The sequence below is a fragment of the Peribacillus kribbensis DSM 17871 genome, from assembly GCF_000430765.1.
GTDB classification, from domain to species: Bacteria; Bacillota; Bacilli; order Bacillales; family DSM-1321; genus Paraperibacillus; species Paraperibacillus kribbensis.
Map to the genome: position 1 here is coordinate 143,048 of NZ_KE387244.1, position 26,198 is coordinate 169,245.

At 44.9% G+C, this 26,198-nt stretch carries 27 protein-coding genes; 16 read left to right on the forward strand and 11 right to left on the reverse strand.

Features of this window, described 5'->3' with window-relative positions; genetic code table 11:
- Positions 1-129: 129 nt before the first annotated feature.
- The 4 genes from bshB2 to pdxK all read right to left on the reverse strand — a co-directional run bounded on the left by bshB2 (position 130) and on the right by pdxK (position 2,739).
- The gene (gene bshB2 / locus H539_RS0125855) at positions 130-813 is read right to left on the reverse strand and encodes a bacillithiol biosynthesis deacetylase BshB2 (protein WP_035324245.1); all 684 of its coding nucleotides are present in this window, start codon (positions 811-813) and stop codon (positions 130-132) included.
- 15 nt (positions 814-828) lie between these two features.
- On the reverse strand, positions 829-1,176 hold the full coding sequence (locus tag H539_RS0125860; RefSeq protein WP_026695932.1) for a YojF family protein: 348 nt from the start codon (positions 1,174-1,176) through the stop codon (positions 829-831).
- A gap of 163 nt (positions 1,177-1,339) precedes the next feature.
- Positions 1,340-1,606 (reverse strand): hypothetical protein, encoded by a 267-nt coding sequence (locus H539_RS0125865; RefSeq protein ID WP_026695933.1) that lies wholly within the window; start codon positions 1,604-1,606, stop codon positions 1,340-1,342.
- 296 nt (positions 1,607-1,902) lie between these two features.
- On the reverse strand, positions 1,903-2,739 hold the full coding sequence (gene pdxK / locus H539_RS0125870; protein WP_026695934.1) for a pyridoxine/pyridoxal/pyridoxamine kinase: 837 nt from the start codon (positions 2,737-2,739) through the stop codon (positions 1,903-1,905).
- A gap of 851 nt (positions 2,740-3,590) precedes the next feature.
- On the opposite strand from pdxK, the gene mobA reads away from it, so the two are divergent.
- From mobA to H539_RS0125895, 4 genes are read left to right on the forward strand one after another with little or no spacing between them, the layout of a single operon-like run.
- On the forward strand, positions 3,591-4,259 hold the full coding sequence (mobA, locus tag H539_RS29810; RefSeq protein WP_051348816.1) for a molybdenum cofactor guanylyltransferase: 669 nt from the start codon (positions 3,591-3,593) through the stop codon (positions 4,257-4,259).
- On the forward strand, positions 4,256-4,720 hold the full coding sequence (locus H539_RS0125885; RefSeq protein ID WP_026695935.1) for a molybdenum cofactor biosynthesis protein MoaE: 465 nt from the start codon (positions 4,256-4,258) through the stop codon (positions 4,718-4,720). Before mobA ends, H539_RS0125885 begins: the two co-directional genes overlap by 4 nt.
- Complete coding sequence (gene moaD, locus H539_RS0125890; protein WP_026695936.1) at positions 4,713-4,946, forward strand: molybdopterin converting factor subunit 1; 234 nt, start codon at positions 4,713-4,715, stop codon at positions 4,944-4,946. The genes H539_RS0125885 and moaD overlap by 8 nt, the downstream gene beginning before the upstream one ends.
- Before the next feature lie 36 nt (positions 4,947-4,982).
- The gene (locus tag H539_RS0125895) at positions 4,983-6,002 is read left to right on the forward strand and encodes a MoeB/ThiF family adenylyltransferase (protein WP_026695937.1); all 1,020 of its coding nucleotides are present in this window, start codon (positions 4,983-4,985) and stop codon (positions 6,000-6,002) included.
- A 391-nt stretch (positions 6,003-6,393) separates the two neighbouring features.
- Here the strand turns inward: H539_RS0125895 and H539_RS0125900 are convergent, their stop codons facing one another.
- Complete coding sequence (locus H539_RS0125900) at positions 6,394-7,626, reverse strand: aminopeptidase (protein ID WP_026695938.1); 1,233 nt, start codon at positions 7,624-7,626, stop codon at positions 6,394-6,396.
- 193 nt (positions 7,627-7,819) lie between these two features.
- Between H539_RS0125900 and H539_RS0125905 the strand changes: the two genes are divergently transcribed.
- Positions 7,820-9,268 (forward strand): potassium/proton antiporter, encoded by a 1,449-nt coding sequence (locus H539_RS0125905; RefSeq protein WP_026695939.1) that lies wholly within the window; start codon positions 7,820-7,822, stop codon positions 9,266-9,268.
- 50 nt (positions 9,269-9,318) lie between these two features.
- Here the strand turns inward: H539_RS0125905 and H539_RS0125910 are convergent, their stop codons facing one another.
- Positions 9,319-9,642 carry a YflT domain-containing protein gene (locus H539_RS0125910; RefSeq protein ID WP_026695940.1) on the reverse strand — a complete coding sequence of 108 codons (324 nt, stop codon included), beginning with the start codon at positions 9,640-9,642 and terminating at the stop codon, positions 9,319-9,321.
- Positions 9,643-9,832: 190 nt separating this feature from the next.
- Between H539_RS0125910 and H539_RS0125915 the strand changes: the two genes are divergently transcribed.
- The 4 genes from H539_RS0125915 (at position 9,833) to H539_RS0125930 (ending at position 12,373) form a co-directional block, all read left to right on the forward strand.
- A complete protein-coding gene (locus H539_RS0125915) occupies positions 9,833-10,513 on the forward strand; it encodes a uracil-DNA glycosylase (protein WP_180321072.1) in 681 nt (226 codons plus the stop codon).
- A gap of 82 nt (positions 10,514-10,595) precedes the next feature.
- Complete coding sequence (locus H539_RS0125920) at positions 10,596-11,600, forward strand: potassium channel family protein (RefSeq protein WP_026695942.1); 1,005 nt, start codon at positions 10,596-10,598, stop codon at positions 11,598-11,600.
- A gap of 61 nt (positions 11,601-11,661) precedes the next feature.
- On the forward strand, positions 11,662-11,928 hold the full coding sequence (locus tag H539_RS29815; protein ID WP_035324248.1) for a YwdI family protein: 267 nt from the start codon (positions 11,662-11,664) through the stop codon (positions 11,926-11,928).
- Positions 11,929-12,004: 76 nt separating this feature from the next.
- Entirely contained in the window at positions 12,005-12,373 is a 369-nt protein-coding gene (locus H539_RS0125930) for a DUF423 domain-containing protein (protein WP_026695943.1), read from the forward strand.
- Positions 12,374-12,420: 47 nt separating this feature from the next.
- Here H539_RS0125930 and gerQ read toward each other — a convergent pair whose 3' ends face one another.
- Complete coding sequence (gene gerQ / locus H539_RS0125935) at positions 12,421-12,927, reverse strand: spore coat protein GerQ (protein ID WP_026695944.1); 507 nt, start codon at positions 12,925-12,927, stop codon at positions 12,421-12,423.
- Between the two features lie 1,031 nt (positions 12,928-13,958).
- The gene (gene hemQ, locus H539_RS0125955; RefSeq protein ID WP_026695947.1) at positions 13,959-14,702 is read right to left on the reverse strand and encodes a hydrogen peroxide-dependent heme synthase; all 744 of its coding nucleotides are present in this window, start codon (positions 14,700-14,702) and stop codon (positions 13,959-13,961) included.
- Positions 14,703-14,995: 293 nt separating this feature from the next.
- Between hemQ and pta the strand changes: the two genes are divergently transcribed.
- Positions 14,996-15,973 (forward strand): phosphate acetyltransferase, encoded by a 978-nt coding sequence (gene pta / locus H539_RS0125960; protein ID WP_026695948.1) that lies wholly within the window; start codon positions 14,996-14,998, stop codon positions 15,971-15,973.
- 111 nt (positions 15,974-16,084) lie between these two features.
- Complete coding sequence (gene lipL, locus H539_RS0125965; protein ID WP_035324251.1) at positions 16,085-16,927, forward strand: octanoyl-[GcvH]:protein N-octanoyltransferase; 843 nt, start codon at positions 16,085-16,087, stop codon at positions 16,925-16,927.
- Between the two features lie 102 nt (positions 16,928-17,029).
- Here the strand turns inward: lipL and H539_RS0125970 are convergent, their stop codons facing one another.
- Positions 17,030-17,818, reverse strand: a complete 789-nt coding sequence (locus H539_RS0125970; protein WP_026695950.1) for an RsfA family transcriptional regulator — start codon at positions 17,816-17,818, stop codon at positions 17,030-17,032.
- Between the two features lie 432 nt (positions 17,819-18,250).
- Between H539_RS0125970 and H539_RS0125975 the strand changes: the two genes are divergently transcribed.
- Complete coding sequence (locus tag H539_RS0125975; protein WP_026695951.1) at positions 18,251-19,555, forward strand: HD domain-containing protein; 1,305 nt, start codon at positions 18,251-18,253, stop codon at positions 19,553-19,555.
- A 92-nt stretch (positions 19,556-19,647) separates the two neighbouring features.
- The gene (locus H539_RS0125980) at positions 19,648-20,157 is read left to right on the forward strand and encodes a YwgA family protein (protein WP_026695952.1); all 510 of its coding nucleotides are present in this window, start codon (positions 19,648-19,650) and stop codon (positions 20,155-20,157) included.
- Positions 20,158-20,822: 665 nt separating this feature from the next.
- Here H539_RS0125980 and H539_RS0125985 read toward each other — a convergent pair.
- Positions 20,823-21,026, reverse strand: a complete 204-nt coding sequence (locus tag H539_RS0125985; protein WP_281171483.1) for a 2-hydroxymuconate tautomerase — start codon at positions 21,024-21,026, stop codon at positions 20,823-20,825.
- A 169-nt stretch (positions 21,027-21,195) separates the two neighbouring features.
- On the opposite strand from H539_RS0125985, the gene H539_RS0125990 reads away from it, so the two are divergent.
- Together H539_RS0125990 and H539_RS0125995 are read left to right on the forward strand one after the other, a co-directional pair.
- Positions 21,196-21,849 (forward strand): site-2 protease family protein, encoded by a 654-nt coding sequence (locus tag H539_RS0125990; RefSeq protein ID WP_026695954.1) that lies wholly within the window; start codon positions 21,196-21,198, stop codon positions 21,847-21,849.
- A gap of 49 nt (positions 21,850-21,898) precedes the next feature.
- Positions 21,899-22,417: a YwhD family protein gene (locus H539_RS0125995; protein ID WP_026695955.1), complete on the forward strand. Its 519-nt coding sequence runs from the start codon at positions 21,899-21,901 to the stop codon at positions 22,415-22,417.
- Positions 22,418-22,839: 422 nt separating this feature from the next.
- Here H539_RS0125995 and H539_RS0126000 read toward each other — a convergent pair whose 3' ends face one another.
- Positions 22,840-24,900 (reverse strand): transglycosylase domain-containing protein, encoded by a 2,061-nt coding sequence (locus H539_RS0126000; RefSeq protein WP_026695956.1) that lies wholly within the window; start codon positions 24,898-24,900, stop codon positions 22,840-22,842.
- 362 nt (positions 24,901-25,262) lie between these two features.
- Here H539_RS0126000 and speE point away from each other — a divergent pair, with 362 nt between their 5' ends.
- Complete coding sequence (speE, locus tag H539_RS0126005; protein WP_026695957.1) at positions 25,263-26,090, forward strand: polyamine aminopropyltransferase; 828 nt, start codon at positions 25,263-25,265, stop codon at positions 26,088-26,090.
- The last annotated feature ends 108 nt before the right edge of the window (positions 26,091-26,198 follow it).

Consider the following 26,198-nt stretch of genomic DNA (forward strand, 5'->3'; position numbering starts at 1 on the left):
GGATTCCTGGAAAAGTGTTTTGTTTTTAAAAGTAGTGGTTGATTTCCGTTCCAGGCAATCGCTTTCGTAAATCTTTCTAAAATCAGCAGTAAGCTGCAATAACCACAAAAAAAAGAGCAAGCCGCAGGCTTACTCTTTATCTGGCCATTGATAGGTCCAGAACCGTTCGTTATGGATCCAGGCCAAAAGCTCAGGATCCTGGGTTACCAGCTTATCGCCCCATGATGCGACCATATACTGGGTTTGGGAGCGGTGGGCCATAATGGCAGCGACCTTCTGCTTTTCCACTGATTTAACATTGTAGCGTATGTCTGCTTCGCCGAGATCTTCGACACAATTATTGGAAAAAGCCACACAATGCAGCTTGGGTCTGTCTTCCTCTTTTATCCTGCTCAGTACCCTGACAACGGAACGGCCCGTTGCTTCGTGATCGGGGTGAACGCTGTAGCCTGGATAGAAGGTGATGACAAGGGAAGGCTTAAGCTCTTCGACCATGGATGAAATCATCCCATCGAGCTTTTCCTCCGATTCGAATTCAACGGTCTTATCCCGGAGGCCGAGCATCCTGAGATCCTGAATGCCCAGCGCTTCGGCAGCATCCTTCAGCTCCTGCTTTCTTATCAATGGCAGGGACTCTCTTGTAGCGAAAGGAGGGTTTCCTAAATTCCGCCCCATCTGACCAAGAGTCAGGCATGCGTATGTGACGGGAGTGCCGTTTTGTACATGTGATGCAATGGTTCCAGATACACCAAATGCCTCATCATCGGGATGAGGAAAAATGACTAATACTTGTCTTTCTTTTTCAAATGCCACTGAAATTCCTCTCCTTTATTCAAATGGTGTTTTGCTGATTTCAAGAGCGACGGCAAGCTTTCCCGCTGGATCTAATCCAGCCATCAATAATCGGCCCTGTCCATCGACCTCGAAATGAGTCAGCCCTTCAGCATACACCCAGCCGATCGAAAGCTTTAGGCCGGCACGATACGGCCCGGCACCGGTGATTTTGCCATGCTCATATTGGATCAGAGCATTCCTGATATAAGCCCCGGCTGAAAAAAATGTTTCATCAAAATGAGAAGCGTAAGCTCCATTTGTTGTTTCCAGATGGAGATACACATCCTGTCCCGCAAAAGAATCAATAATGGATTGAGCCTCTGCCAAAAGAATTGGTTCCATATACATACCTCCCATAGTCCGCCGATTCAATATTATATTTATATTTATTTCAGCTGTTTCAGCCTATTGGTTCAAGTTATCTTCTATAAGCTCTATCTAATTATCTTACTAAAAATACTAAGAGAATGCGAAAGTCCAAACCGAAAATAGGAAGTAAAATTTGTCAGCTGACCATGGCTGAAAAAAGCTGTTTTCGCAAAGTTTGCTGCTTTGGAACGTGGTGGTTGATTTCCACTCCAGGATGCTCGCTTTCCGCGGGGCGGGCGGTGAGCCTCCTCAGCTTCGCCTGCGGGGTCTCACCTGTCCCGCTAATTCCGCGCAGAAAGGCGGAAAGCGGTGCCTGCCAAACATTTGATATTTTAAAGCTCAATGTTGATTTAATAAAGATAAAATACCTAACAAAATTTGCAGGCAGAGACACGACAAGCATAAGACGAGCCGGCTGTGGGGAGTGCTTTTCTTCCCATAGCGGATTGGCTTATGACTCGAGTGTCTCAGCTTGGAGCCGGATCGAGGAGTCTCGCACCTTACACTCCAATCAACCTTTTTAATAATGGGATCGGCTTTCAGACTCTTTAAAAAACATTTTAGAAAAGAGCCAAAAAAAGAGGAGCCTCGGGTATGGGTATGGACGCTGCGAGCTTGTATTTAGGATCGTATTCCCCAAAATACAGCACCTGGTGTCCGGCTCCGTTATTCCCCTGAGGCAGCCTCTTCTAAAGCTGATTATTTAGTTGAAGCTTCTGTTTCGCGGCCAGCGCCAAAGCGGCGGTAGGCACCATGCATGGTAGGACCGACATATTCATTCAGTTTCCAAGAATGACTGATGGCGCAAGTGATAAAGTCTTTAGCTGTATCAATTGCTTCGCGCACAGACTTGCCTTTTGCCAGCTCAGCCGTAATGGCTGCTGAAGAAGTACAGCCTGCTCCGTGTGTATAAGAGGTGCCGATACGCTCGGATTCAAGCACGGTAAACTCCTTGCCGTCATACAGAAGATCGATCGCCTTTTCATGCTCAAGCTTGCTTCCGCCTTTGATCAGCACATACTTGGCTCCGAGTTCATGAATTTTAACGGCTGCTTCCTTCATATCCTCAAGTGTTTTAAGCGGTTTTGTCCGGGCAAGCTGAGAAGCCTCAAAAAGATTCGGAGTAACGACGGTCGCACGCGGTACCAGTACGTCCCTAAGCGCCACTGCTGTTTCAGGATGAAGGACCTCATCCTCGCCCTTACAAACCATGACAGGATCAATGACCACATTCTCAAGCTTATATTCATCAATAATGCTAGCTGCAAGCTCAATGATTTCTACTGAACCCAGCATTCCTGTTTTCATGGCATCAATGCCGGTAGAAAGAATCGTCTCCAGCTGAGCTTTAATCACATCCAGATCAATAGGGAATACATTGTGATGCCAGTTATTTTTAGGATCCATAGTCACAATAGTGGTAATTGCCGACATACCATAAACACCAAGCTCCTGCATCGTCTTCAAATCCGCCTGAAGCCCGGCACCGCCGCTTGAATCAGAACCTGCTAAAGTTAAAGCCTTCTTCATAGTCATTATCAAAAACCTCCTCAAAAAGGTATCTGTAGAGTAGATTGCCTATTTTTAAGATTAAATATCAAAAAATAGGGAAATTAATGGACGTAGTACTTCCAAAGCTGTGCTGCCTCACCCAAAAAAACCTCTACACCAAAACAAAAAAACTCATAGGAAGAATATATCATAAAATGACTAAAAAGCGGAGAACGGTGCCTGCAAAGAAACAATTGGGACGAAAAAACACATGATGTAGAATTTATGATAGAAAGAATACCTCTTTAGCAGGCAGAGACCCGATAAAGAAGACTTGCTGATTGGCGAGCGCAAGCGAAGACAGAAGCTTAGTCGCACTTATGCTTTAGTGCAAGCATAAGACGAGACGGCTGTGGGAAGGCGGGTTTGCATCCCATAGATGGCTTGGCTTATGACTCGAGGGTCTAAAGTCTCGGAGCTGGATCAGGGAAAAGCGGAGAACGGTGCCTGCAAAGAAATCCAGGGAAAAAATATATGATGTAGACTTTCTGGTAGAAAAAGTAACTCTTTAGCAGGCAGAGACCCGACAAGCATAAGACGAGACGGCTGTGGGAAGGCGGGTTTGCATCCCATAGATGGCTTGGCTTATGACTCGAGGGGCTCAGTTCGGAGCTGGATCAGGGAAAAGCGGAGAACGGTGCCTGCAAAGAAACAACTGGGACGAAAACACATGATGTAGAATTTATGATAGAAAAAATATCTCTTTAGCAGGCAGTGACCCGGCCATGAGCGTTATATTTCTATTGCCGTTGAAAAATTGCGATAATTAAGATGGGCTTATACAAACCGTTATCGCCGGGGAAATAATTGTCATTGAGGCGGGAAAGGGTAATAACATGAATATTACCGGGATTATTATAGCAGGCGGGAAATCCAGCCGGATGGGAACGAACAAAGCTTTGCTCGATATGAATGGCAGGCTCAATATTGAGAGGACTATTGCAGAGCTGAGCCAGGTATCCGAGAAGGTAATCATCGTGACGAATGACAGGCAGGAATATGAATTTCTCGGCCTGGATATGGTTTCGGATGAATATCCGGGGCTTGGACCGCTGGCAGGGCTTCATGCAGGGCTCAAGGCTGCTGAGACAGGAGCCGTTTTAGCGGCAGCCTGTGATATGCCGTTTATTAAGGCAGAAATCCTGAGTGATACAGCTGGATTCCTCAAAGGCTTTGAGGCCGCTGTACCCAAGATGGATGGACGGCCTCAGCCGCTCGCAGCAGGATATAGGAAAGAGTCGCTATCGGTTTTAGAGGACTGTCTTGAAAGCGGCCAGCTTCGAATGAGAGATTTTTTAGACAGGCTGAAGGTGAAGTGGGTTCAGATAGAGGATTACAGCTTTTCCTCCTATTCGATTGAAGAACTCGAGCTGATGTTTTTTAATATGAACCATCCCTGGGAATACGAAAAGGCCCTCAGGATAGCAGGCGGAAATGCAGCAGGCAATGGCCATGATGGCTTCAACCGCTCGACTAAACTAGATGTTAAGAGGAATCGACTATGAACTATGAAATTACAAGAGATAAAATAGATATTCAGGATGTAATAGATAAAGTAATCTCGCGGAATGCCGGAGCCATCACCACATTCATAGGAACAGTCCGTGAGCTTACTCATGGTAAAAAGACGCTGCATCTGTTTTACGAATCTTATGAAGCGATGGCGGTAAAAAAGCTGGAGGAAATCGGACGCGAAATCAGTGAGCGGTGGCCCGATGCAAAAACAGCCATCACACATAGGATCGGAAAGCTTGAGATAACAGATACTGCGGTGGTGATTGCTGTTTCAACGCCGCATAGAGATGATGCGTATAAAGCGAACAGATATGCAATTGAGAGAATTAAAGAGATTGTCCCGATTTGGAAAAAAGAATATTGGGATGACGGAGAGGAATGGATTGGCAACCAAAAAGAAACCGTTGCTTATCCAGATGGCAGACCGGAGGAGAATGAGCTGAATGATTAAGGTACTTTTCTTTGCATTTTTAAAAGAAGCAGCAGGAAGGGAATCCATGGAAGTCGAAATGAGCGGAGAAACTCTTGCTGATTTAAAAAAGAAGCTGTCACAGGAATATAGGATAGAGAACCTGGAAACGGTCATGGCGGCGGTCAATGAGGAATTTGCGCCGGATGATACGGTTCTGGAAGAAGGAGATACGGTTGCCTTTATTCCGCCTGTAAGCGGCGGCTGAGTCAATGGTTACGAAGGCAGATCCAGGAGGTGAAACATGTCAGAGAGATATTCCAGACAGGTGCTTTTTTCAGGCATTGGTCCCCATGGTCAGGAAAAATTAAAGGCAAGCCATGTTCTTATTATTGGAGCGGGTGCTTTAGGAGCAGCCAATTCAGAGGTCCTTGTCAGGGCCGGAATCGGAAAATTGACCATTGTTGACCGTGATTATGTAGAAGAAAGCAATCTTCAAAGACAGCAATTATATACAGAACAGGATGTACATAAAAAATACCCAAAGGCAGCGGCAGCAAAAAGGCATTTGGAGGAGATTAACTCGGAAGCCGAGATACATGCCTTCGTCATGGACGCTGTACCACAGAGCCTTGAGCTGATTCTACAGGATGTGGACTTAATCATTGATGCAGCAGATAATTTTGAGACAAGGCTGATGGTGAATGACCTGGCCCATAAACATAAGATTCCCTGGATCTATGGTGCGTGTGTCGGAAGCTTCGGGATGAGTTTTACCATCCTGCCGGGAAAGACTCCGTGTCTTAATTGCCTGCTTAGGACCATCCCCATGCAGGGAATTAACTGTGATACCGCGGGGATTATCGGGCCAGCAGTCCAGATGACAGTGGCCCATCAGACCGCTGAGGCATTAAAAATCCTTGTGGGTGACTGGGATGCTGTGCGCACCACATTTGTCAGCTTTGATTTATGGAATTCCCAGTATCAGAGCATTAAAGCGGGTAGGGCTAAAAGGGATGACTGTCTGACGTGCGGAAGTGATGCGGTATATCCTTACCTGCAGGCTGAAAATACAACCAAAACAGCCGTCCTATGCGGCAGGGAAACGGTCCAGGTGCGTCCGCCTGCTCTTGTCCAGCTTGAATTAAAACAGCTCGCAGGAAGCTTGAACGCCCAGGGCTATGATGTGAAAGCAAATCCCTATTTAGTTTCTGCAGAAAATGACGGCGAAAGAATTGTAGTTTTCAAAGATGGAAGGGCCCTGATCCACGGAACCAAAGATGTGGTGTATGCTAAATCCTTATATCAAAAGCTTCTTGGCTGAAAAAACAAAAAACTGACTGATCTTACCGACAGTCAGTTCTTTGTGGTTACTTAATGCTTCTAAGACAGAAAGCAGGTTGAGATGGGCCATTTATGATCCGCTTTCTAAGATAAATGATCCGATTTAAGGATTTAATGATCGGCTTTTTATGGTTAATGATCCAGTTTTCGTGATCAATGATCTAAACCCTTTTTTAGGGGAGGATCAACTGAGAGGATTGATATAAAATTTTTTTAAATGATCCAGATATTCTGCGAATGATCCGGGCGGCCCCGCAATGATCTGGAAATCCACCCAATGATCCAGGCAGCCCCAAAATGATCTAAAAACCCATTAAATTTCCCATCCCACCCTGAAAAAAAAAGAGGCCGCAGCCTCTTTGCTTATTTTCTTAAAACGCCCAATTCCCTTTTCGGAATACCGGCTCCAGCTGTCCGTCTTCAGTTTCACCGTCAATATCAAGTTCGTTTGAGCCGACCATGAAGTCGACATGGGACAGGCTGTAGTTGACTCCGGCTGCTGCCAGTTCGTCTTTGCTCATGGTTGTTCCTTCTTCAAGACAGATCGGGTAGGCAGCTCCCACGGCAAGGTGGCAGGAAGCATTTTCATCAAATAAGGTATTGTAGAAGATAATGTTTTTATTAGAAATGGGTGAATCATGCGGTACAAGGGCAACTTCTCCTAAGTAGGCTGCTCCTTCATCAATTTCAAGCATTTTCTTCAGAGTTTCCTCTCCTGTACCCGCTGTGAATTCCACTGCTTTTCCGTCCTTGAAGGTCAGGGAGAAGTTCTCAATGGTAGTGCCATTATAGTTAAGCGGCATCGTGCTGGTAACTGTTCCGTTTACTCCGTCCTTCTTGGCCAGTGTGAAGACTTCCTCTGTTGGGATGTTCGGTGTATAATCCAGTCCTTTTGTATTCTTCACAGCACCGCCCACCCATTTATGGCCGGATGGAAGCTCGATGGAGAGGTCGGTTCCTGGTGCACGGTAATGAAGCTTTTTGTATTTTTTTGTGTTTAAGTATTCAAGCTTTTGATGCAGGGTTTCTCCATGGACTCTCCAAGCCTCGACCGGATCTTCCTCATAGATGCGGGTAGTCGAGAAGATGGCATCCCACAGTTTTTCGACTGCTTCCTCAACGGTTGAATTAGGGAATACCTTCTGGGCCCATTCTTGAGTCGGAGTAGAGATGATATTCCAGCTGACTCCGCCTTTCATCATTTCATTTTTGAAGTTCTCCATAGCTGCTGCGTTGGCCTTAGTGCGTATGGCCACACGCTCAGGATCGACTCCCGCAAGTGCATCTGGATTTGGGGAATAAATCTGCAGGAAGGAAGCGCCCATCTGTTGATATTCTTCCATCATCTTAATATAATTCTCTGAAACATATGTTAAGGCTTCTTTAGGAGCATTTTCGGTTTTAATCCGGCCGAAGGCTTCATCGCCATATTCCACAAATACATTGCCAGCTCCTGCTGCAAACGCTCTCTTTGCAATAACGCGGGCAAATTCTGCTGCTGAAACAGGAGCCTGAATGACTAGAGGCTGTCCTTCCTGTAAATTAACGCCGATTTTCAAGGCGACATCCGCATATTTTTCAAGCAATTCCTGAGTCTTACTCATTTGATTTCCCCCTAAAAGATATTTCTATTATCTAAATATTCTATCATAGAACGTTAAAGAGAAGAAATAAATTGATAGGTTTCTGGCTTTATTGAACAACCGGCCGGGTAAATATGAAAATTAATCAAAAAGGTGAATGTTTCTTAGGACATTAGGGGTATAGAGAAATAAAAAATAAAAAGAGGAGGCAGCAGTGAATTTTTCAACAGATAATATCATATTAATATGCTCCATTTTATTGATTATCGGGGTAGGGTCGGCAAAGTTTTCTTCGCGTCTGGGACTGCCATCGCTCGTCCTGTTCGTTGCAGTGGGGCTGGTATTAAATCACTTCATTCACTTTCAGGATGCCTCCATCACTCAGCTTGTCGGGATTATAGCTCTGATCATCATCCTTTTTGACGGAGGAATGCAGACAAACTGGAAGCATATTCGCCCTGTGATAAAAACCTCCCTCTCACTCTCCACATTGGGCGTCCTGTTGAGCACCGTTCTTGTTGGGGTGTTTGCAAGGTATATATTAGACCTGAACTGGCTAGAAAGCTTTTTGTTTGGATCGATTGTGGGCTCTACAGATGCTGCGGCCATTTTTTCTGTCCTTGGAAGCAAGAATATAAAAGGGAATCTGACCGCTGCACTTGAAGCGGAATCAGGGACCAATGATCCAATGGCATTCTTCTTAACCATCAGTTTTATTGAAATTATCAGTGATGGCGGGAAATATAATGTTATCTCCCTGATCCTGAAATTTATATGGGAGATGGGCTTCGGGCTTGTAATGGGTCTGGTTATTGGAAAAGTGTCTGTGTATATCATCAATAAGATCAAACTTGATGAATCCGGCTTGTATCCAGTTCTGGCCATAGGCTTTGCCATTTTCGGATACAGCCTTACCACGGTTCTGCATGGAAGCGGTCTTCTTGCTGTTTATGTACTGGCTGTTTATATTGGAAATCAAGAGCTGCGGTATCACTTTACGATTACCCGGTTCAACAGCGGATTTGCCTGGCTGATGCAGATGCTGATGTTCATTACACTGGGGTTATTTGTTTTTCCTGATAATCTGTTGTCTATCGTGGAAAAGGGAATTATCATCTCTCTTTTGGTTATTTTCGTTGGACGGCCGATCGGGGTATTTCTGAGTACGCTGTTTTCTAAGTTTACATTTAAAGAGCGGATCTTCCTCAGCTGGGGAGGACTGAAAGGGGCCGTGCCGGTTGTACTGGCTATTTACCCTCTTTTTGCGGACCTTTCTCATGCGGGCTATATATTCAATCTGGTGTTCTTTGTTGTTCTGGCCTCAGCCCTAATTCAAGGGACAACCATGAATCCTCTGGCCGAACGTCTGGGACTTATAGAAAAAAACAAGAGCACTCCGCCGCGAAGCCTGGAGCTTTTGACGCTGGGGCGCACGCAGATCGATATGATAGAGGTAAAGGTGGAGGAGTTTTCCTGGTTTGTCGGCAAGGAAATCATGGATTTGAATTTGCCGGATGATGCACTTATTACAGCCATTATAAGAGGGGAAAGCTTTGTGATTCCCCAAGGAGATACGGAAATCAAAAAGGGGGATGCTTTATTTATCCTGGTTCCTATCGGTAAAATGAAAGAGTTTGATGACATGTTAGCCCAAAAAGAATAAATAAGACCGGCTGCCAGAGAAGCCCAGGCAGCCGGTCTTATTTTCGGGTTTTAATGTGTAACATCGTCTGTCGCGACGAGTACGACCCTGCCTTTATCAAGCTCGGTTTCATATTGAGCGGCTTCCTGCTTGGTTAACCCAAGGGATTCCATTTTGCTGCGCAGCTCGTCTCCACGGGATTTAAAGACATTTCCAAGAGAACTTAGAAGTCCCTGTTCACCCATTCCGACTTCTTCAGTATGAGTTGCTTCAGTAAGATGCTCAGAACGGTCCTTATCATGTGCGAACAAATATACATTTTCCTTGCTGAATCCAAGGCTATCAATTTTTTCTTTAGCCTGTAGGCCGTTTTCTACCACATGTACTTGATACATAACTGAATTCCTCCTTATATAAGCTTCTTATAGTAAAATTGAATCAGCTTTAATAGCTTCATCACTTATATATCCGTTTGCGGGTAAGTTAAACATTGGATTTTCCAAGGTTTACAGCGATTTTAAAAAAGGGAAAAGAATGTTGAATCCTGGCCTTAAGCGGCAGGCCAAAAACTTAGGGAGGTAAAACATGATTGAAAAAGTGATAGATACAGACTGGCGGAATCTCCTGAAGGAGGAATTCGAAAAATCTTATTTTGCTGAATTAGAAGCCTTCCTTCAGAAAGAATATGAAGAGCAGATCATCTATCCTCAGAAGGAAGAGATCTTCAATGCTCTCCGTTATACTCCCTGCAAAGCTGTAAAGGCAGTTATCCTGGGCCAGGATCCTTATCATGGGCCTGGGCAGGCGCATGGTTTGAGCTTTTCCGTTAAACCGGACGTCCGGATACCTCCTTCACTAAAAAATATATATAAGGAGCTTCACGAGGACCTTGGCTGTGAAATACCCGGCCATGGCCATCTGACTTCATGGGCGAAGCAAGGAGTGCTCCTTTTAAATACAGTTCTAACCGTTAGAAAAGGGCAGGCAAATTCACATCGGGGAAAGGGATGGGAGATTCTTACGGATCAAATCATCCGCACATTGAATGACAGAGAGGATCCGGTTGTATTTATCCTTTGGGGAAAACCTGCACAGGCAAAGATGAACCTGATCGATACAAAAAAGCATTTCATCATCACTTCGCCGCATCCAAGCCCACTTTCTGCAAATAAAGGATTTTTTGGAAGCAGGCCATTTTCTAAAACGAATTCCTATTTGCTGCAGGCAGGGATAAAGCAGGTAGACTGGTCGCTTCCGCAGCTGTAAGGGATGTTTCACATGGAACATTTTTAACTCTGAATCATAAAGGTCGCCGGCACCCAGTCTTGTCAATGAAGGAGATGTTCTGATGGAATATCAAAAATTCAAGCATATTTATAATGCGATTTATGCGATGATCATCGTGGTTTTTTTTGGAACAGTCGGTTTTTATTATTCAGAACATATCTCCGTTTTCAAGTCCTTCTGGCTGACCATCATTACTGTGCTGACGGTTGGATACGGAGATACGGTCCCTGAAACGTTATATGGAAAACTGTTTGCTTTATTGATTATTCCTCTTGGAATCGGGATTGTCACGTATGCAACAGGTGCCCTTGCTACCATCATGATTGAAGGGCATCTCTCTAAAACGTTTGCAGAAAGGAGAAGGGGTAAATTGATTGCTAAGCTAAAGGATCATGTCATTCTTTGCGGTTACGGACGTGTCGGGGAGCAGGTGCTCCAGGAGTTGATCCAGTCGGAAACACCTACCGTTATCATAGATACCAATGAAGAGGTCTTTTCAGAAAAACTGCCTCCGTTCGTTCAATATATCATCGGGGATGCGACAAATGATGAGGTGCTGAAAAAAGCGGGAATTGAAAACGCGGCAAGCCTGGTCACCACTCTCCCGGGAGATGCGGACAATGTGTTTGTGACTCTGACTGCAAAAGGGGTAAACGAACGGATAAAGGTCATTGCCAGGGCGGAGAAACGGCAAACGGAGGACAAGCTGATACGGGCAGGTGCACAGAGAGTGGTCAATCCTTCCTCCATGGGAGGAAGGCATATGGTTCTTTCCATTCTCAAACCCGTCAGTGTGGATTATGTAAGTGAAATGCTTACAAAAGGCAAAAGGAGTTATGGAATTGAGGAAATTCAACTCAAGAAAGACTCTCCGTTTGCCCATAAGACAATCGGGGGGCTGGATGTGCATGGCACATACGGTGTCATGATCATGGCGATTGTCAGGGAGGAAGAGACAAACAGCAATCCAGAGGGAGATGAAAAGCTGCTTCCTGATGATATAATCGTGATCTTCGGTTCAGAAAAACAATTAAAAGAATTTGAGAAAGCGGCCAATGGAGAGTAAAATACAGCATAGAAGAGAATGACTTTTTCAGGGGCACGAGGAACAGGTAAGAGGTGATAATATGCAAATTGCGTCTGAAGTAATTTTGGCCAAGATGGAGGACCTTCTCCGAAAAGCGAGGAATTCTCCGGAAGACGGGGCTGAAAAATACATAATAGCCATTCATTCGTTGTGCGAGCTCATGCTTGAAAAAGGTGCAGAGGTTCCTGCTCCGGCAGTCCGGTCATTCCGGACTCCTGAGGTAAAAACGGCGGTGCAGCCTTCTATACCGCAGGCGGAGCCTAAAAGAATCGAAGGGGCAAATGGCTCTTCCTTACTTGATTTTTAGGTGCCGGATTACATAGTGATATCGTTCATAAAAAAAGAGGCCGATCAGGGCCTCTTACAATAAGGGGTGGAATGAATTGAAAGTATTTTTATTGGCAGGAGCCATCAATGCCTTCCTTGCTGTGGCACTTGGTGCATTTGGAGCTCATGGCCTGGAAGGGAAAATTTCTGATAAATATCTAGAAGTCTGGAAAACAGGAGTTCAATATCAAATGTTTCATGCGGCAGGTCTCCTTATCATCGGCCTTCTCATGGGGAAAATCCAAGGGAGTCTGCTTGGAACTGCAGGCTGGCTTATGCTGGCAGGAATCATCCTGTTCTCGGGAAGCCTGTACGTCCTCAGTGTGACTGGAATCAAGGTTCTTGGCGCCATTACTCCGCTGGGGGGCATTTCCTTCTTAGCGGCCTGGGTCCTGATCATGGTTGCCGTATATAAACATTTATAAGGAAAAAGAGGAAACCGCCTAATTGCCATGGCGGTTTCCTTTTTTTGTCAGCGCGGCGGATATGTAGCTAAACCAGCCTGGCCCGCTCCATAAGGATATTCATACTCTATTTCTTCGTCGAAAGTAATATAATCTACATACACCATTAGAATTATATACCTCGTACCGCTCTGCGGGTCGCTGAGGATGATATGATCCCGGCCGGCAGCTTCAACGATCCCCTTAAATATTTTTGCATTCCATTCCCGGTTATTTTCAAAGGTTGCATAAACAGTGGCCAGCTTGCCCCGGTTCAGCCTCAGGATGTTTTCAATATAAGACTGTTCCGTTGGCAGCATCCCCGCTCCAGGTCCTCCAGCCCCCATGCCTCCGCCGCCCATACCACCAGCAGAAGGCGGCTTATAAGTCATAATAGGCTGAGAACCAGGAAGCTGCTGCGGCTGGTATCCTTGGGATCCCCCGGGACCCTGATATCCCTGCTGCTGACCCTGATATGGGCTATGCGGGGGAGTATATCCATAGCTAGAGTATGGATTTGTTTCAGATTGCCTCATTACAAAATCCCTCCTATAAAACATATAATACAGTGACAGAAGATCCTGTAGATGAACATCCATCCCGCTGCCAAAACCAGCCCGGACCCCCAAAACACAAGCCCAAAGGATAAATGTCTAATAAGCAAATTCTCACTATTTCATATGTATGATTTAAAAAGGGAGATATTCCTTCTAAAGCAGAGAACGGTGCTTTTTCAAATGGTACTTGTCCCGAAGAAAATGGATGAAGATTTTTCGTGAAAATACTAGACTCAGCGAAAAAGCAGACATCCGACAATCATAAGACGGGGTGGCTATGGGGAGCGGTTTTCCTCCCCGTAGACAGCCTGGCTTATGACTCGAGGATGTCAGTTCGGAGCTGGCAGGACCTAAAGCGGAATGCGGTGCCTTCCAGCAGGGCCTGTTTTTTATTGCCATGTAGAGCAGTCTTTTTTGGAAAAAAAATATTGGGAGGCAGAGACCCGATTAAGAAGACTTGCTGATTGGCGAGTGTCAGCGAAGACAGAAGCGTAGTCGCACTTATACTTTAGTGCAAGCATAAGACAGGGGGGCTATGGGGAGCGGTCTTTCGCTCCATAGACAGCCTGGCTTATGACTCCGAGGGTCTCAGCATGGAAACTGGCAGGGCCTAAAGCGGAGAACGGTGCTTTTTCAGAGATTGATGAAAAACCTTAGGTAAAATAAGGGGAGATTTTCCTGTTAATTCAAAATGGAGCTCGTTTTGGGGGAATATAAGGGGAAGATTTTCCCTTATGCAAAGAAAATCCCCTCATTTTTAATATTTTTGGGTCAATAGAGGGAATTTCTCCCGCTATTCAAGTTCTTTTTTCCCCTTATTTCAAATTAAGGGGAATTCCTCCCTCTATTTGTCAGGCTGGGTGCATAAAGCCGACCTCCAGCCGATCCATCCTAAATGGGGAAGCCGGCCGAAGAACAAAAACAAAAGCAGGTGGAGAAAACTTTTCGTTTTTCTCCGCCTGCTCTATGTTTAGGGACTTAGCAGACAGTCCCCATGCACACACATTATGTTAAACCTGCAAAAACTTAGGAACATCCTCTTCAGTCAGGATGTTTCCGACGAAGAACGAGCCGAATTCGCCGTAGCGGGCGCTGACTTCGTCGAAGCGCATTTCATAGACGAGCTTTTTGAATTGGAGTACATCTTCTGCGAATAGAGTTACGCCCCATTCGTAGTCGTCAAATCCGACAGAGCCTGTAATGATCTGCTTGACTTTGCCTGCATATTTGCGGCCGATCATGCCGTGAGAGCGCATGAGGGATTTGCGTTCATCCATGGGAAGCATGTACCAGTTGTCATTTCCCTGACGGCGCTTGTCCATTGGATAGAAACAGACATATTTGGCTTTTGGAAGCTCAGGGTATAGACGGGCGATGACATGCGGGTTCTGGTAAGGGTCCTCTCCTGAAGCCAGGTAGTTGCTCAGCTCGACTACAGATACATAGGAATGGGCAGGAACCAGGAATTCAGCAAACTTGGTTTTGTTGAATTCAGTTTCGATGATGTTGAGCTCTTCCATGGTCGGACGAAGAATCATCATCATGAAATCCGCTTTTTGTCCTGTGATTGTGTAAATGGCGTGGCTGCCCTGTTTGGCTTCCTGTGTTTCGTTCCATTTATTCACGAGGGCCAGGAATTCCTCTATAGCTTCCTGGCGCTCATCCTCGGGAAGCATTTTCCAGGTTGTCCAATCTACGGAACGGAAATCGTGTAAACAATACCAGCCATCGAGAGTTTCTGCTGCTTCACTCATTTATATCACTCCATATCAATCTTTTTTACGTATCAAGCGTTTATACTTACCATTTTACTATAACATACGGACCTGCCATTTCCAGCTTTCTGCCGTCCGGAAATGTTGCGTTTTGGTGAACAGAGATAGGCGTTTGCATCAAGCTTATGTTCTACTTGTAATATTCCAAATGAAAGGAATTTTTACCCCTAAAACCGGGTATTCATTTTAAAGAGATTAAAAGGAAAGCACCACAAGACGAATCATGAAAAACCAGAAATTCTAAGCGGATAATGCGGAAAGAAGGTGGAAGCATGAGCGATTTATTTGAGGCACTGCAAGAGAGGATTCATGGTCATAACATACGCATTGTTTTTCCAGAGGGAATGGATGAACGAATCATTGCGGCAGCGGGCAGGCTGGCTGCCGAGAAAATCCTTATGCCCATCCTCATCGGGAATATTGAGCAGATCCAGGCAAAAGCCAGGGAAATGAAGGTATCGCTTGAAGCCATTGAAATCTATGATCCTGCAAATTTCATTATGATGGATGAACTCGTCGCGTCCTTTGTGGAACGCCGGAATGGGAAGGTGACACCAGAACAGGCCAGGACCCTGCTTCTGGATGAGAATTACTTCGGGACCATGCTGGTCTACACCAATAGGGCGGATGGCCTTGTGAGCGGAGCGGCTCATTCTACAGCAGAAACCGTCAGGCCGGCACTCCAGATTATCAAAACAAAAGAAGGAGTGAATAAAACATCAGGCGTATTCATTATGGTCCGGGAAGATGAAAAATATGTCTTTGCGGATTGTGCCATTAATATTTCCCCTGACAGCCGGGATCTGGCGGAAATCGCTATAGAAAGCGCAAGGACAGCCAGGATGTTTGATATGGAGCCCCGTGTGGCCATGCTTAGTTTTTCTACTAAGGGCTCTGCCATGTCTCCGGAAACAGAAAAGACTGCTGCAGCAGTTGAAGAGGCAAGACGGGTCGATCCGTTCCTCGTGATTGATGGGGAACTCCAATTTGATGCTGCCTTTGTTCCGTCGGTAGCAGGGAGAAAAGCACCGGATTCCCCTATCCAGGGAAATGCCAATGTATTCATTTTCCCTAGCCTTGAGGCTGGGAATATCAGCTATAAAATAACCCAAAGATTGGGAGGGTTTGAAGCGCTGGGGCCTATCCTGCAGGGTCTGAACCGTCCTGTGAATGATCTTTCCAGGGGCTGCAGCGAAGAGGATGTATTTAAGCTTGCGTTGATTACGGCCGCACAGGGCTTAAATCGTTAATAGAACGGAGGAAAACTATCAGCGCGGGCAGCTCTTTTTTGGCTTACGGGCAGGGTGGACTCCTTCACCATGTGATATACTAGAGCCATTAGAATTCGAAGGAGTTTTATTGTGACTGAGGAAATTTCGCTTCTTAATCAGGATAAATGGAGAATCATCGATCAATCTTCATTGGGTCCTTCATTTAAAGCTATGTCATCCTTTGCTTTGGACGACACACTATGCCAGACAGTTGGGGCAGGACACTCTCCCGCTGCCGCGCGTGCATGGGTCCATCATTCGACGATTGTGCTTGGGATCCAGGATACAAGGCTTCCCTATCTTGAAGAGGGACTTTCATACCTTTCGCAGGAAGGCTATTCCTATGTAGTGCGCAATTCAGGCGGACTTGCGGTTGTATTGGATGAAGGGGTCCTTAATCTTTCGCTGATTTTCCCTGAATCTGAACGTAATAAAATAGAGATTAACCGAGGCTATGAAACCATGTATGAACTGATCAAGGCGATGTTCAAGGATTTCCCTGCAAAAATTGAAGCCAGGGAAATCAAAGGATCTTATTGTCCAGGGAGCTACGATCTCAGTATAAATGGCAAAAAGTTTGCCGGGATTTCACAGAGAAGAATCCGTAATGGAGCAGCCGTCCAGATCTATCTTTCTGTTGAAGGAAGCGGCAGCAAAAGAGCAGAATTGATCAGGGAATTCTACCAAAGGGCAAAGAGGGATGTTCAGACTAAATTTGATGTTCCGGAAATCCAACCGGAAGTCATGGCCTCGCTTTCCGAACTGCTAGAAAGGGATTTCACGGTCCAGGATGTAATGCTGCGCTTTTTGAAAGTCCTTCAACATTTCAGCGGCTATATCTATAACAGTCAGCTGGAGGGCGGGGAAGCAATTCTCTATGAAGGGCATCTGTCACGGATGGTGGAGCGCAACAGCAAGTTTGGCATTCTATGATTGAGGGCAATTTAGTCAGGACAAATAAATAGAAAACGAGCATCTTGGAATGCTCGTTTTTTTCTGCATATAAAATCCGGGTTTCTCCCCGTGCCGCTTCTATTATTCGGCTACCTTTTCAAGATTGCCGTTTCGGTCCATTTTGAACTTGGTGGCAGGGCGTTCTTCCTCATCCAATAGGACATGTTTTCTAGCGCGATTCATGATTTTCATTAATGTTTCATAGTCTTCCTGCATCATGCCGGTATTTTGCTCCAGATCCTGAATCCTCTTTTGCAGTTCGGCGTTCTGCTGTTTTAAGTCCTTGATTTCGAGACTGAGTCTCTCGTTTTCTGTTTTTAATACCTGGTTTTGCAGCTCACTGGTGCTGAGAGTTTGAAGGTAAGTAATAACGGTATCCAGATTGATCTGCGGGCGTGAAGGTGCCAGATAAGCCCTTGCCTGTGCTGTATAGACGGGTTCTTGTGGTGTGCTTTGCGGAGGCTGCTTCATATCTGCCATTTCTGCCATGTTTGTCATGTCTACCATTTCTGCTGCTTCTAATTCTTGTGGATTATGAGACTGCATTTCTTCTATCGGAGCAGAAACCATAATGTCCTCCATGGCTGGGGCAGGCGGATTATAAAGAAGCTTTTTCTTTCCTCCCTGATCTTTGCCGAGAATTCTGTTTCTTTGTTTCCGCTGTTTCTTCGCAAGCTGCAGAGCTTTTTCATAATTATGCCGGACGACCGCATTCCAGCGGAATCCGCATGCTGCTGATGTACGATTGAGCTTGTCTCCTATTTCTTCAAATGCATTCAGCTGGGTGCTTCCTTCTCTCACATGGCGCAATACGGTTTCTGCCAACAATAAATCATTTTCTTCTGTCCAAGCGTCTTGCCTGACTTTCATATGATTCCTTCCTTTCTCAGGGGAAAATAACCTTAGAGGGAGACAAGCTTGGCCGCTCATCTTTGACCTCTTCTTAGAAATCAGTCTGTACACTTTTACAAGTTTTTATACAAACGAGTTAGATAGAAAAGCAGATAGTTGAAAAGGAGGAATGCCTTAAGCAAAAATGTTCATAATAAGAAATGGAAAATAGTATGAGATGCTTTTAGTATTTGTTAGTTTTTTTTCAGGAGTGGTATATTCTAATCAAGCTCACAAGCTAGGCCCGATGCGGAAATATGGACGGAATAAGACAGCATCTGCAAAATTTCGCCAAAAAATTTATATTTCCAGCTAATGGGCAGTGGGATTCATGAGCAATACGGGGTATAATTAAAACAGTTATGTAAAGATCGCTGTTTTAAAGAGCCTTAAAGAAAAAGAGGGTCGCCTATGGGATATTCCGAGGAAAAATTGCATGAAGAGAAGGTCTTTAAGGATCCTGTTCATCGGTACATACATGTAAAGGACAAGGTTATCTGGGATTTAATCGGAACGAAGGAATTTCAGCGGTTAAGGCGGGTCCGCCAGCTTGGGACAACCTTTCTTGTTTTCCACGGCGCTGAGCACAGCCGCCTGAATCATTCTCTTGGAGTATACGAGATTATCAGGCGCATCGTGGATGATGTATTTAACGGCCGTCCGGAATGGGACCAGAGCGAGCGGCTTCTGTCGCTGTGTGCCGCTCTTCTTCATGATTTAGGGCATGGCCCATTTTCTCACTCTTTTGAAAAGGTCTTTGATCTGGATCATGAGCACTTTACCCAGCAGATTATACTGGGAAATACGGAAATAAATGAAGTCTTAAGCAGGGTGGCTTCAGATTTTCCTCAAAAAGTCTCTGATGTCATTGCCAAAACCTATAAAAATAAATTAGTAGTCAGCTTGATTTCAAGCCAGATCGATGCAGACCGCATGGACTACCTCCAGCGGGATGCGTATTTCACAGGTGTAAGCTACGGCCACTTCGATATGGAAAGGATCCTCAGGGTGATGAGGCCGAGGGAAGACCAGGTGGTCATCAAGCAGAGCGGAATGCATGCTGTAGAGGATTACATCATGAGCCGGTATCAGATGTACTGGCAGGTATATTTCCATCCTGTAACCCGGAGCGCTGAAGTCATTTTGACCAAAATCCTTCACAGGGCCAAGCATTTATTTGAAAAGAATTATACATTTAAACTCGAGCCGATCCATTTCTACTCCCTGTTTAAAGGAGAGACCTCGCTTGAGGACTACTTAAAGCTCGATGAATCCGTAATGCTGTATTATTTCCAGCTCTGGCAGGAAGAGAATGATCCCATTTTAAAGGACCTGTGCGACCGATTTGTAAACCGGAAGCTCTTTAAATATGTGGAGTTCCATCCTTCTAACAGCCAGATGAGCAAATTATTGGAGCTGAATAAGCTTTTTATCAAAGCTGGAATTGATCCTGAATATTACCTGGTTGTGGATTCTTCCTCAGACCTGCCGTACGACTTTTACAGGCCGGGTGAAGAGGAGGAAAGGCTGCCGATCCATCTATTGAAGAATAATGGGGAAATCCGGGAGCTGTCGAGGGAGTCCGAGATAGTGGATGCGATCTCAGGCAAGAGAAGAACGGACCATAAGCTGTATTTCCCTGCAGATCTGCTGGAGGATGAAAGCGGCAAACGTAAAATAAAGAAGCAGATCAGGCAGCTGCTTGATCTCGACTAATAGAATTGTTAAGAGCCAGACTCTGTGGATATACGAAGATGAAAAACGGCTCCGCCTCAGGGATATTAAAGGAATCCAAGGAGTGAAAGACCTTGTTTAATGATCATGCTAAAATTATCCATGCCATTGCACTAGCCGGTGAGATATCTGGACGAAAAAAGCTACAGAAAATGATTTATATCGCAAAAAAGATTTCCTTCCCATTTCAGGAAAAATTTCAGTTTCATTTTTATGGACCATACTCAGAGGAGCTTACGCTGAGGGTGGAGGAGCTATGCAATCTTGGATACTTGAATGAAGCCAGGGAAAAAAAGAGCGGATACTATCAATATTGCTATACATTGACAGACTCCGGAAAAGAGTTCCTGGATCTATACCAGATGGAAATGCCTGCATTGGAACCATGCCTTCAGGATATGAATGTACAGAATGCAAGATTCCTTGAACTGGTTTCCACTGTGTTATACTTTGACAGCCTGCCGAAAGAAGAAGTCTGTGAGAAGGTCTTTACCTTGAAGAGCAAGCAGAAATATACACTCGAAGAAATCGAAGAAGCCTACCAATACATTGCGAAATTACAGGAAAAAGCTAAGCTCCAGTAGGATGCTTAGCTTTATTTTTTGATGAAGGGTAGAAATGTGGAATCATCAGAATTAGAAATTTATATACGAAAGAGCATTCTTTTCTTTTTTAGGATGAAAGTCGATTTATTTAGTCTAATGTTAAAATGGGGCTGCCCGAGTTCCGTTCCAGGCGCTTCGCTTTCCGTGGGGCGGGCGGTGAGCCTCCTCGGCTTCGCCTGTGGGGTCTCACCTGTCCCGCTGCTCCCACTCAGAAAAGCGGAGAACGGTGCCTGCTAAGTAATCTTTTTTTTGTTCAATGTAAATCCTTTTCAATTGAAAAACTCGAAATATTAGCAGGCAGAGACCCGATCAGCATAAGGCGGTCAGGGCGTGGGAAGCGTTTTTCTTCCCATGGACTGATTGACTTATGACTCGAGGGTCTCAGTTCCGCAGCTGGATTAAGGAGTCTTCGCGCCTTCCACTCCACTCGGGCAGGAATTAAAAATTGATTAAGGCGTACAAAAATTCCTTTAATCTCTCCCGACTATGGTATAAGTTACTTGTCCCTAAATACAGAATAATAATCCCTATATACTGAATATACCTTTGTCCATAAAAATAAATGATGCGGCACACAATTCAGTTTTTTATATAGGTTAGCCTCCCGTCTAATTCTAAGTTCCAGATAAAATGCCAGTCCTTTATTATTCGTCGCTCAGACGCTTGCCTGCAACCGCATAATGGTTCTTGCTCATTTCCTCAATGAAAACGACTACTTTGTCCTTAGAAGCGCCTGTTGTTTCTGTTACAGCCTCTGTCACTTTCTCCACAAGAGCCTTTTTTTGTTCCTCTGAACGGCCTTCAAGCATTTTTACTGTTACATATGGCATGTGATTTTCCTCCCTTATATAAGCCTTGAGAGTAGTTTTTCACAATTTTTTCATAATTGCAAGCAGCGGGAGAGCCGTTTTTTGGCATCCTCTTTGAACATGGGGCCGGGTTTCCGTTATACTATGGAATATATCTAAGTATAATTTGGTAAGCAGAAGACAAATTGGGGGAGAATAATTGGATACCATTCAAAGCTTTTTAAAATACCCATTAGAGGAAATTCCTTATGTGGTTATTACGTTGATGATCGCTTTCACTCTGCATGAGTATGCACATGCAATTGTTGCTTATAAGTTTGGCGACCCTACGGCCAAAAAGCAGGGGCGGCTTACCCTGAATCCTGCGGTCCATCTGGATCCGCTCGGGACCATTCTGCTTTTGATTGCCGGATTCGGCTGGGCGCGCCCGGTCCCTGTCAACAGGATGTATTTTAAAAGGCCAAGGCTGGCAGGCATTTTGGTATCGATTGCCGGGCCGATAAGCAATCTGCTTATTGCTGTAGTGGGATTTGCGGTTTTCTATGGTCTCGCCGCAGCAGGAGTCCTTCAGGATAATGAATATGTGATAAAATTCCTGCAGACTCTTATTGAGATTAATCTTGTTTTGTTTGTCTTTAATCTACTGCCATTCCCGCCGCTTGATGGCTACCGGGTACTCGAGGACCTGGCGCCGGATCATATCCGCCACAGTATGATGAAGCTTGAAATGTATGGTTCGCTGATTTTCCTTGTGATTGTCATCACACCGATAGGCGACTATATCATCAATCCAATCTTTTATACGGTGATTCCTGCAATTGCCAATGGGTTAGGGAGCTTCTTCTCCAGTATATTTTTTTAAGTAGAGCAACAGTATGCTGACGGAAAATTAATGTTAGAAGGTGTAAGTTATGGAAGAAAAGCCGAAGAAAAAGCTGGGATTTAATATTATAAAAAATGATCCGACAGACGGACATGGCGGGTACGGAACAGGCGCTTTAAGCCTGGAAAATGTGTCTCCTGTTTTTATTGATATCGAAGAGGGAGAAGCCTTTGTGGATATCGGGGCCATGCATGCCCGAAGTGCGGTGGAAAAGGGAATCAAATTCCTGAAGAATAAAGAAGAGGTCCCAAACGGAAAGCCGTACTGGCTGATCTGGGTGTCCATTGAAAGAAAGCCTGAGGGATCGTATTATGCAGGGGTGACAGCCTGTGAACTGACGGTTGACCGTTCCATCAGAAGAGGCTATAAATCCCTTCCTGAGCATGTGAACCGTATGGATAAGTCCCTTAAAAGGAATATCATCGTGGATCATATGGATGAGAAATCAAAGCTGATCTTAAAGGATTTCTTAAAAAATCACAGCATCGAAATGTGGAATAACTCCACATCCAAGCTTAAAGAAGGACTGCTGGAAAGCGGAGAATAAAGGAGCAGTACCCTTGTCTAAGGGGCAGGCGGGTAAAAAACCGGAAATTCTCTGTTAAAAATGGGAAATAAATGCTTGTAGAATAGCAAGAAAAGTACTATTATTTACAGCAGGAATACTATAAAGCTAGGACGCGAAAAACCCCGGGGCATCCCGGGGTTTTTTGTCTTGTCTTCTATCGGTTGCTGCCTTTGCAGATGTTATGAGAGCCAAATCCAGGACGTTTCCACCGAGTAATGTCCTTCATAGTCGGTATGAAGGACAAAACCAGGATGTTTCCACCGAGTAATGTCCTTCACAGTCGATATGAAGGACAAAACCGGGGCATTTTCACCGAGTAATGTCCTTCATAGCCGGTATGAAGGACAAAAACCAGGGCATTTCACAGGATCATGTCCTTCATTAATTACCTCTTATAAAAATCAACTGCCCAAGATCCTCTTGTACCATGGGATCTTCTTTTCGCCGCTCTTTTTAACCTTCGGTGAGGCTCCATCCTTTAAGTGCTCTGTACAATATTCCGTCGGCTCTGTGCCCTTAACGAAATAGGTATACCGTTTTACTGGACATGAAGAGGAGGCAAGCTTACCGCTCTCTGGATTTACATACACTCCGATTACGTTTGAAGTAGGCTTGAATTTTTTGGCCTTCACTTGAGATAAGTCGCTTTCCATAAAGTCGGCCCAGATCAATTTAGAATATTTCTTTTCCACGGAGGACTCGAGCCTCCTGGAATCATCATAGCCAGTCCAGACTCCTGTCACGAGCTGCGGCGTATAGCCGATCATCCAGCTGTCCGTTTCGGTCGAGCCGGATTTTCCCGCATAGGGTCTTGTCAGCTCCAAGGCAATGGTGCTGCCTGTAACAGACGAATAGCCATTCAGCTTTTTATCAAAAATACCGGTCAGCATGGATGTCATCACATACGTTAAATCAGGATTCAATTCCTGCCTGGTTTCGCGGTCATATTCATAAATGACCTCCCCTTTATGATTGACCACTTTTTTTATGAAAATGGGCTTTACGTCTTTTCCTCCATTGGCAAGCATGGAATAAGCCCCAGTCATTTCAGTCATCCTCACACCGGAAGTGCCCAATGCAAGGGAAGGCACATCAGAAAGAGGAGAGTGAATGCCGAACCGGCGGGCTGTCTGGATCAGCGATCCTTCTTTTAAAAACAGATTGGTTTTAACGGCGTATACATTATCCGATAAGGCAATGGCCTGGGCGAGCGTGATGTCTTTATCCGCATATTGATTGTTGAAATTATGCGGTGTATAGGTGGCTCTGTCATGGTCATACTTGAATGCGGTCAGCTCGCTCCTTAAAAGAGTAGAAGGAGTGAAGCCCTGCTCAAGTGCTGCGTAATAAAGAATCGGCTTCATCGTAGAGCCCGGCTGTCTCAAGGCCTGTACGGCACGGTTAAACGGGCTCTTGCTGTAGTCCCTCCCGCCGATCATGGCTTTTACTTCCCCTGTTTTTGGATCCATTGATACAAGGGAGCCCTGAATGTCTGATTCCTTTGAGATAATCCGGTCAAAGGCTCTTTGCGCCTTGTTCTGGGCATCAGGATCAAGCGTTGTATAAACGCTGAGGCCGCCAAGCTCGATGGTCCGTTCATCCAGATGGAGCTGATTTCTTAAAGCCTGTTTGACTGCGTCCTGGAAGTAAGGCGCGGCAGCCTTTCTTGGCTCATCCTGCTGACTCCTGAAGTCGAGCGGGGAAGCTTCGGCTTTTTGAACTTCTGCACGCTGGATCAATCCCGAACGCTGCATGGAGGACAATACAACCGCCTGCCGCTGTTTGGCATTTTCCATGGATACATAGGGCGAATAGCGGGAAGGCCCCTTTGGAATCCCGGCAAGCATAGAGGCCTCTGCAAGAGTCAGATCCTTGGCATCCTTGCCGAAATAATATCGGCTAGCCGCCTGTACACCGTAAGCTCCATGCCCGTAATAGATAGTATTTAAATAGCCCTCCAGAATCTCATCCTTTGAATAATTCATCTCAATCCGGATGGTGTAAAAGGCTTCATCCAATTTCCTTTTCCACGTTTTATCATGCTGAAGAAAAAGGTTTCTTGCATACTGCTGGGTAATGGTGCTCGCCCCCTGGACCTTTGACATGGCGTGAAGGTCTGCCAGAATGGCCCCGGCTATGCGCTTCGTGTCAAATCCCTTATGGGTGAAAAAATGCTGATCCTCTACGGAAACGGTAGCTGCAATCAGATTGGGGGAGATATCCTTCAGCTTCACCCAGTACCTCTTATGACCGGTGCTGGTTTCACCGATGATAGAGTTGTCTGCGGCATAAAAAATCGATGACTTCGGTACAGCAAGCGGAGGAGCGCCAAGCACCTTCGCATAGCCAAGCACCGACATATAAACAATAAAGAGAGCCAATAGGCCCAGTGCTGATAATATCAGGATTGCTCTAAAATATTTTAAGGACTTTTTGAATCGCTGGCCTGTTATTGCTTCCATTTTTTTCACCGCCCTGTTTCCAAGTAATTTCTGAAAACTCATATTCTATCTGGATCTATTGCTAGCACCGCTGCATGTAAAAGCAAACGAAGGGGTTTTTTATTCTTTAGTATGAAAAAATAGAGTCATTTTTAAACATCGAAAATATAAAATTGACGAATAAAAAGATTGTCCGGCATGACAGTGAAAAAATTATTATTGCTTTTTTGCTAGATTGTTCTATACTTTTTCTGATGTGCTTAAATCGGCAAGTTTTTTTAGAAATATAGGAAAAATACCAGTCGATTGCCGTAAATTGGGTATATTAAACAGATAGAAATAAAATCAAAATAATATAGATCGAGAAAGGAAGGATATATACAATGAGCATTTGGTTTACAGAGAAACAAACAGAAAACTTCGGTATCACAATGAAAGTGAATAAAACTTTACATACAGAACAAACAGATTTTCAAAAGCTTGATATGGTAGAAACAGAAGAGTGGGGCAATATGCTCCTTTTGGATGACATGGTCATGACTTCAGTCAAGGACGAGTTCGTCTATCATGAAATGGTTGCCCATGTACCGTTATTCACTCATCCAAATCCAGAAAACGTATTGGTTGTAGGCGGCGGAGACGGAGGGGTCATCCGTGAAGTCCTTAAGCACCCAAGCGTTAAAAAAGCGACTCTTGTTGAAATCGATGGAAAAGTAATTGAGTACTCTAAAAAATTCCTTCCGGAAATTGCAGGCATGCTTGAAGATCCACGTGTAGAAGTAAAAGTCGATGATGGCTTTATGCATATCGCACAAAGTGAAAATGAGTATGATGTCATCATGGTCGATTCAACAGAACCAGTCGGACCAGCTGTAAACCTATTCACAAAAGGATTCTACGCAGGAATCTCTAAAGCACTTAAAGAAGACGGCATCTTCGTGGCCCAGACGGACAACCCTTGGTTCAAGGCGGACCTGATCACTGAGGTGCAAAGGGATGTTAAAGAAATCTTCCCGATCACAAACCTTTACGTGGCAAATATCCCAACATACCCAAGCGGACTATGGACATTCACCATCGGATCCAAAGTACACAACCCGCTTGACGTAAACGAAGAAAGATTCCATAACATCGACACCAAATACTACACAAAAGAACTGCACAAAGCAGCCTTCGCCCTGCCTAAGTTTGTGCAGGATTTGATTAAATAAGAAAAGCGGAGAAGGTGCCTGCTAAAGCAAGCTGTTTTATAGAATCAATGATATACAAGATTAAGTAAAAGGCTGGTTCTAATAAGCAGGCAGAGACCCGACAAGCAT

Excerpts from the sequence above, each read along its gene's own strand:
- H539_RS0125860 (WP_026695932.1), bottom strand. The coding sequence starts at position 1,176 with ATGGAACCAATTCTTTTGGCAGAGGCTCAATCCATTATTGATTCTTTT.
- H539_RS0125865 (WP_026695933.1), bottom strand. The coding sequence starts at position 1,606 with ATGCTTGTCGTGTCTCTGCCTGCAAATTTTGTTAGGTATTTTATCTTT.
- pdxK (WP_026695934.1), bottom strand. The coding sequence starts at position 2,739 with ATGACTATGAAGAAGGCTTTAACTTTAGCAGGTTCTGATTCAAGCGGC.
- mobA (WP_051348816.1), top strand. The coding sequence starts at position 3,591 with ATGAATATTACCGGGATTATTATAGCAGGCGGGAAATCCAGCCGGATG.
- H539_RS0125885 (WP_026695935.1), top strand. The coding sequence starts at position 4,256 with ATGAACTATGAAATTACAAGAGATAAAATAGATATTCAGGATGTAATA.
- moaD (WP_026695936.1), top strand. The coding sequence starts at position 4,713 with ATGATTAAGGTACTTTTCTTTGCATTTTTAAAAGAAGCAGCAGGAAGG.
- H539_RS0125895 (WP_026695937.1), top strand. The coding sequence starts at position 4,983 with ATGTCAGAGAGATATTCCAGACAGGTGCTTTTTTCAGGCATTGGTCCC.
- H539_RS0125900 (WP_026695938.1), bottom strand. The coding sequence starts at position 7,626 with ATGAGTAAGACTCAGGAATTGCTTGAAAAATATGCGGATGTCGCCTTG.
- H539_RS0125910 (WP_026695940.1), bottom strand. The coding sequence starts at position 9,642 with ATGTATCAAGTACATGTGGTAGAAAACGGCCTACAGGCTAAAGAAAAA.
- H539_RS0125915 (WP_180321072.1), top strand. The coding sequence starts at position 9,833 with ATGATTGAAAAAGTGATAGATACAGACTGGCGGAATCTCCTGAAGGAG.
- H539_RS0125920 (WP_026695942.1), top strand. The coding sequence starts at position 10,596 with ATGGAATATCAAAAATTCAAGCATATTTATAATGCGATTTATGCGATG.
- H539_RS29815 (WP_035324248.1), top strand. The coding sequence starts at position 11,662 with ATGCAAATTGCGTCTGAAGTAATTTTGGCCAAGATGGAGGACCTTCTC.
- gerQ (WP_026695944.1), bottom strand. The coding sequence starts at position 12,927 with ATGAGGCAATCTGAAACAAATCCATACTCTAGCTATGGATATACTCCC.
- hemQ (WP_026695947.1), bottom strand. The coding sequence starts at position 14,702 with ATGAGTGAAGCAGCAGAAACTCTCGATGGCTGGTATTGTTTACACGAT.
- pta (WP_026695948.1), top strand. The coding sequence starts at position 14,996 with ATGAGCGATTTATTTGAGGCACTGCAAGAGAGGATTCATGGTCATAAC.
- H539_RS0125970 (WP_026695950.1), bottom strand. The coding sequence starts at position 17,818 with ATGAAAGTCAGGCAAGACGCTTGGACAGAAGAAAATGATTTATTGTTG.
- H539_RS0125975 (WP_026695951.1), top strand. The coding sequence starts at position 18,251 with ATGGGATATTCCGAGGAAAAATTGCATGAAGAGAAGGTCTTTAAGGAT.
- H539_RS0125995 (WP_026695955.1), top strand. The coding sequence starts at position 21,899 with ATGGAAGAAAAGCCGAAGAAAAAGCTGGGATTTAATATTATAAAAAAT.
- H539_RS0126000 (WP_026695956.1), bottom strand. The coding sequence starts at position 24,900 with ATGGAAGCAATAACAGGCCAGCGATTCAAAAAGTCCTTAAAATATTTT.
- speE (WP_026695957.1), top strand. The coding sequence starts at position 25,263 with ATGAGCATTTGGTTTACAGAGAAACAAACAGAAAACTTCGGTATCACA.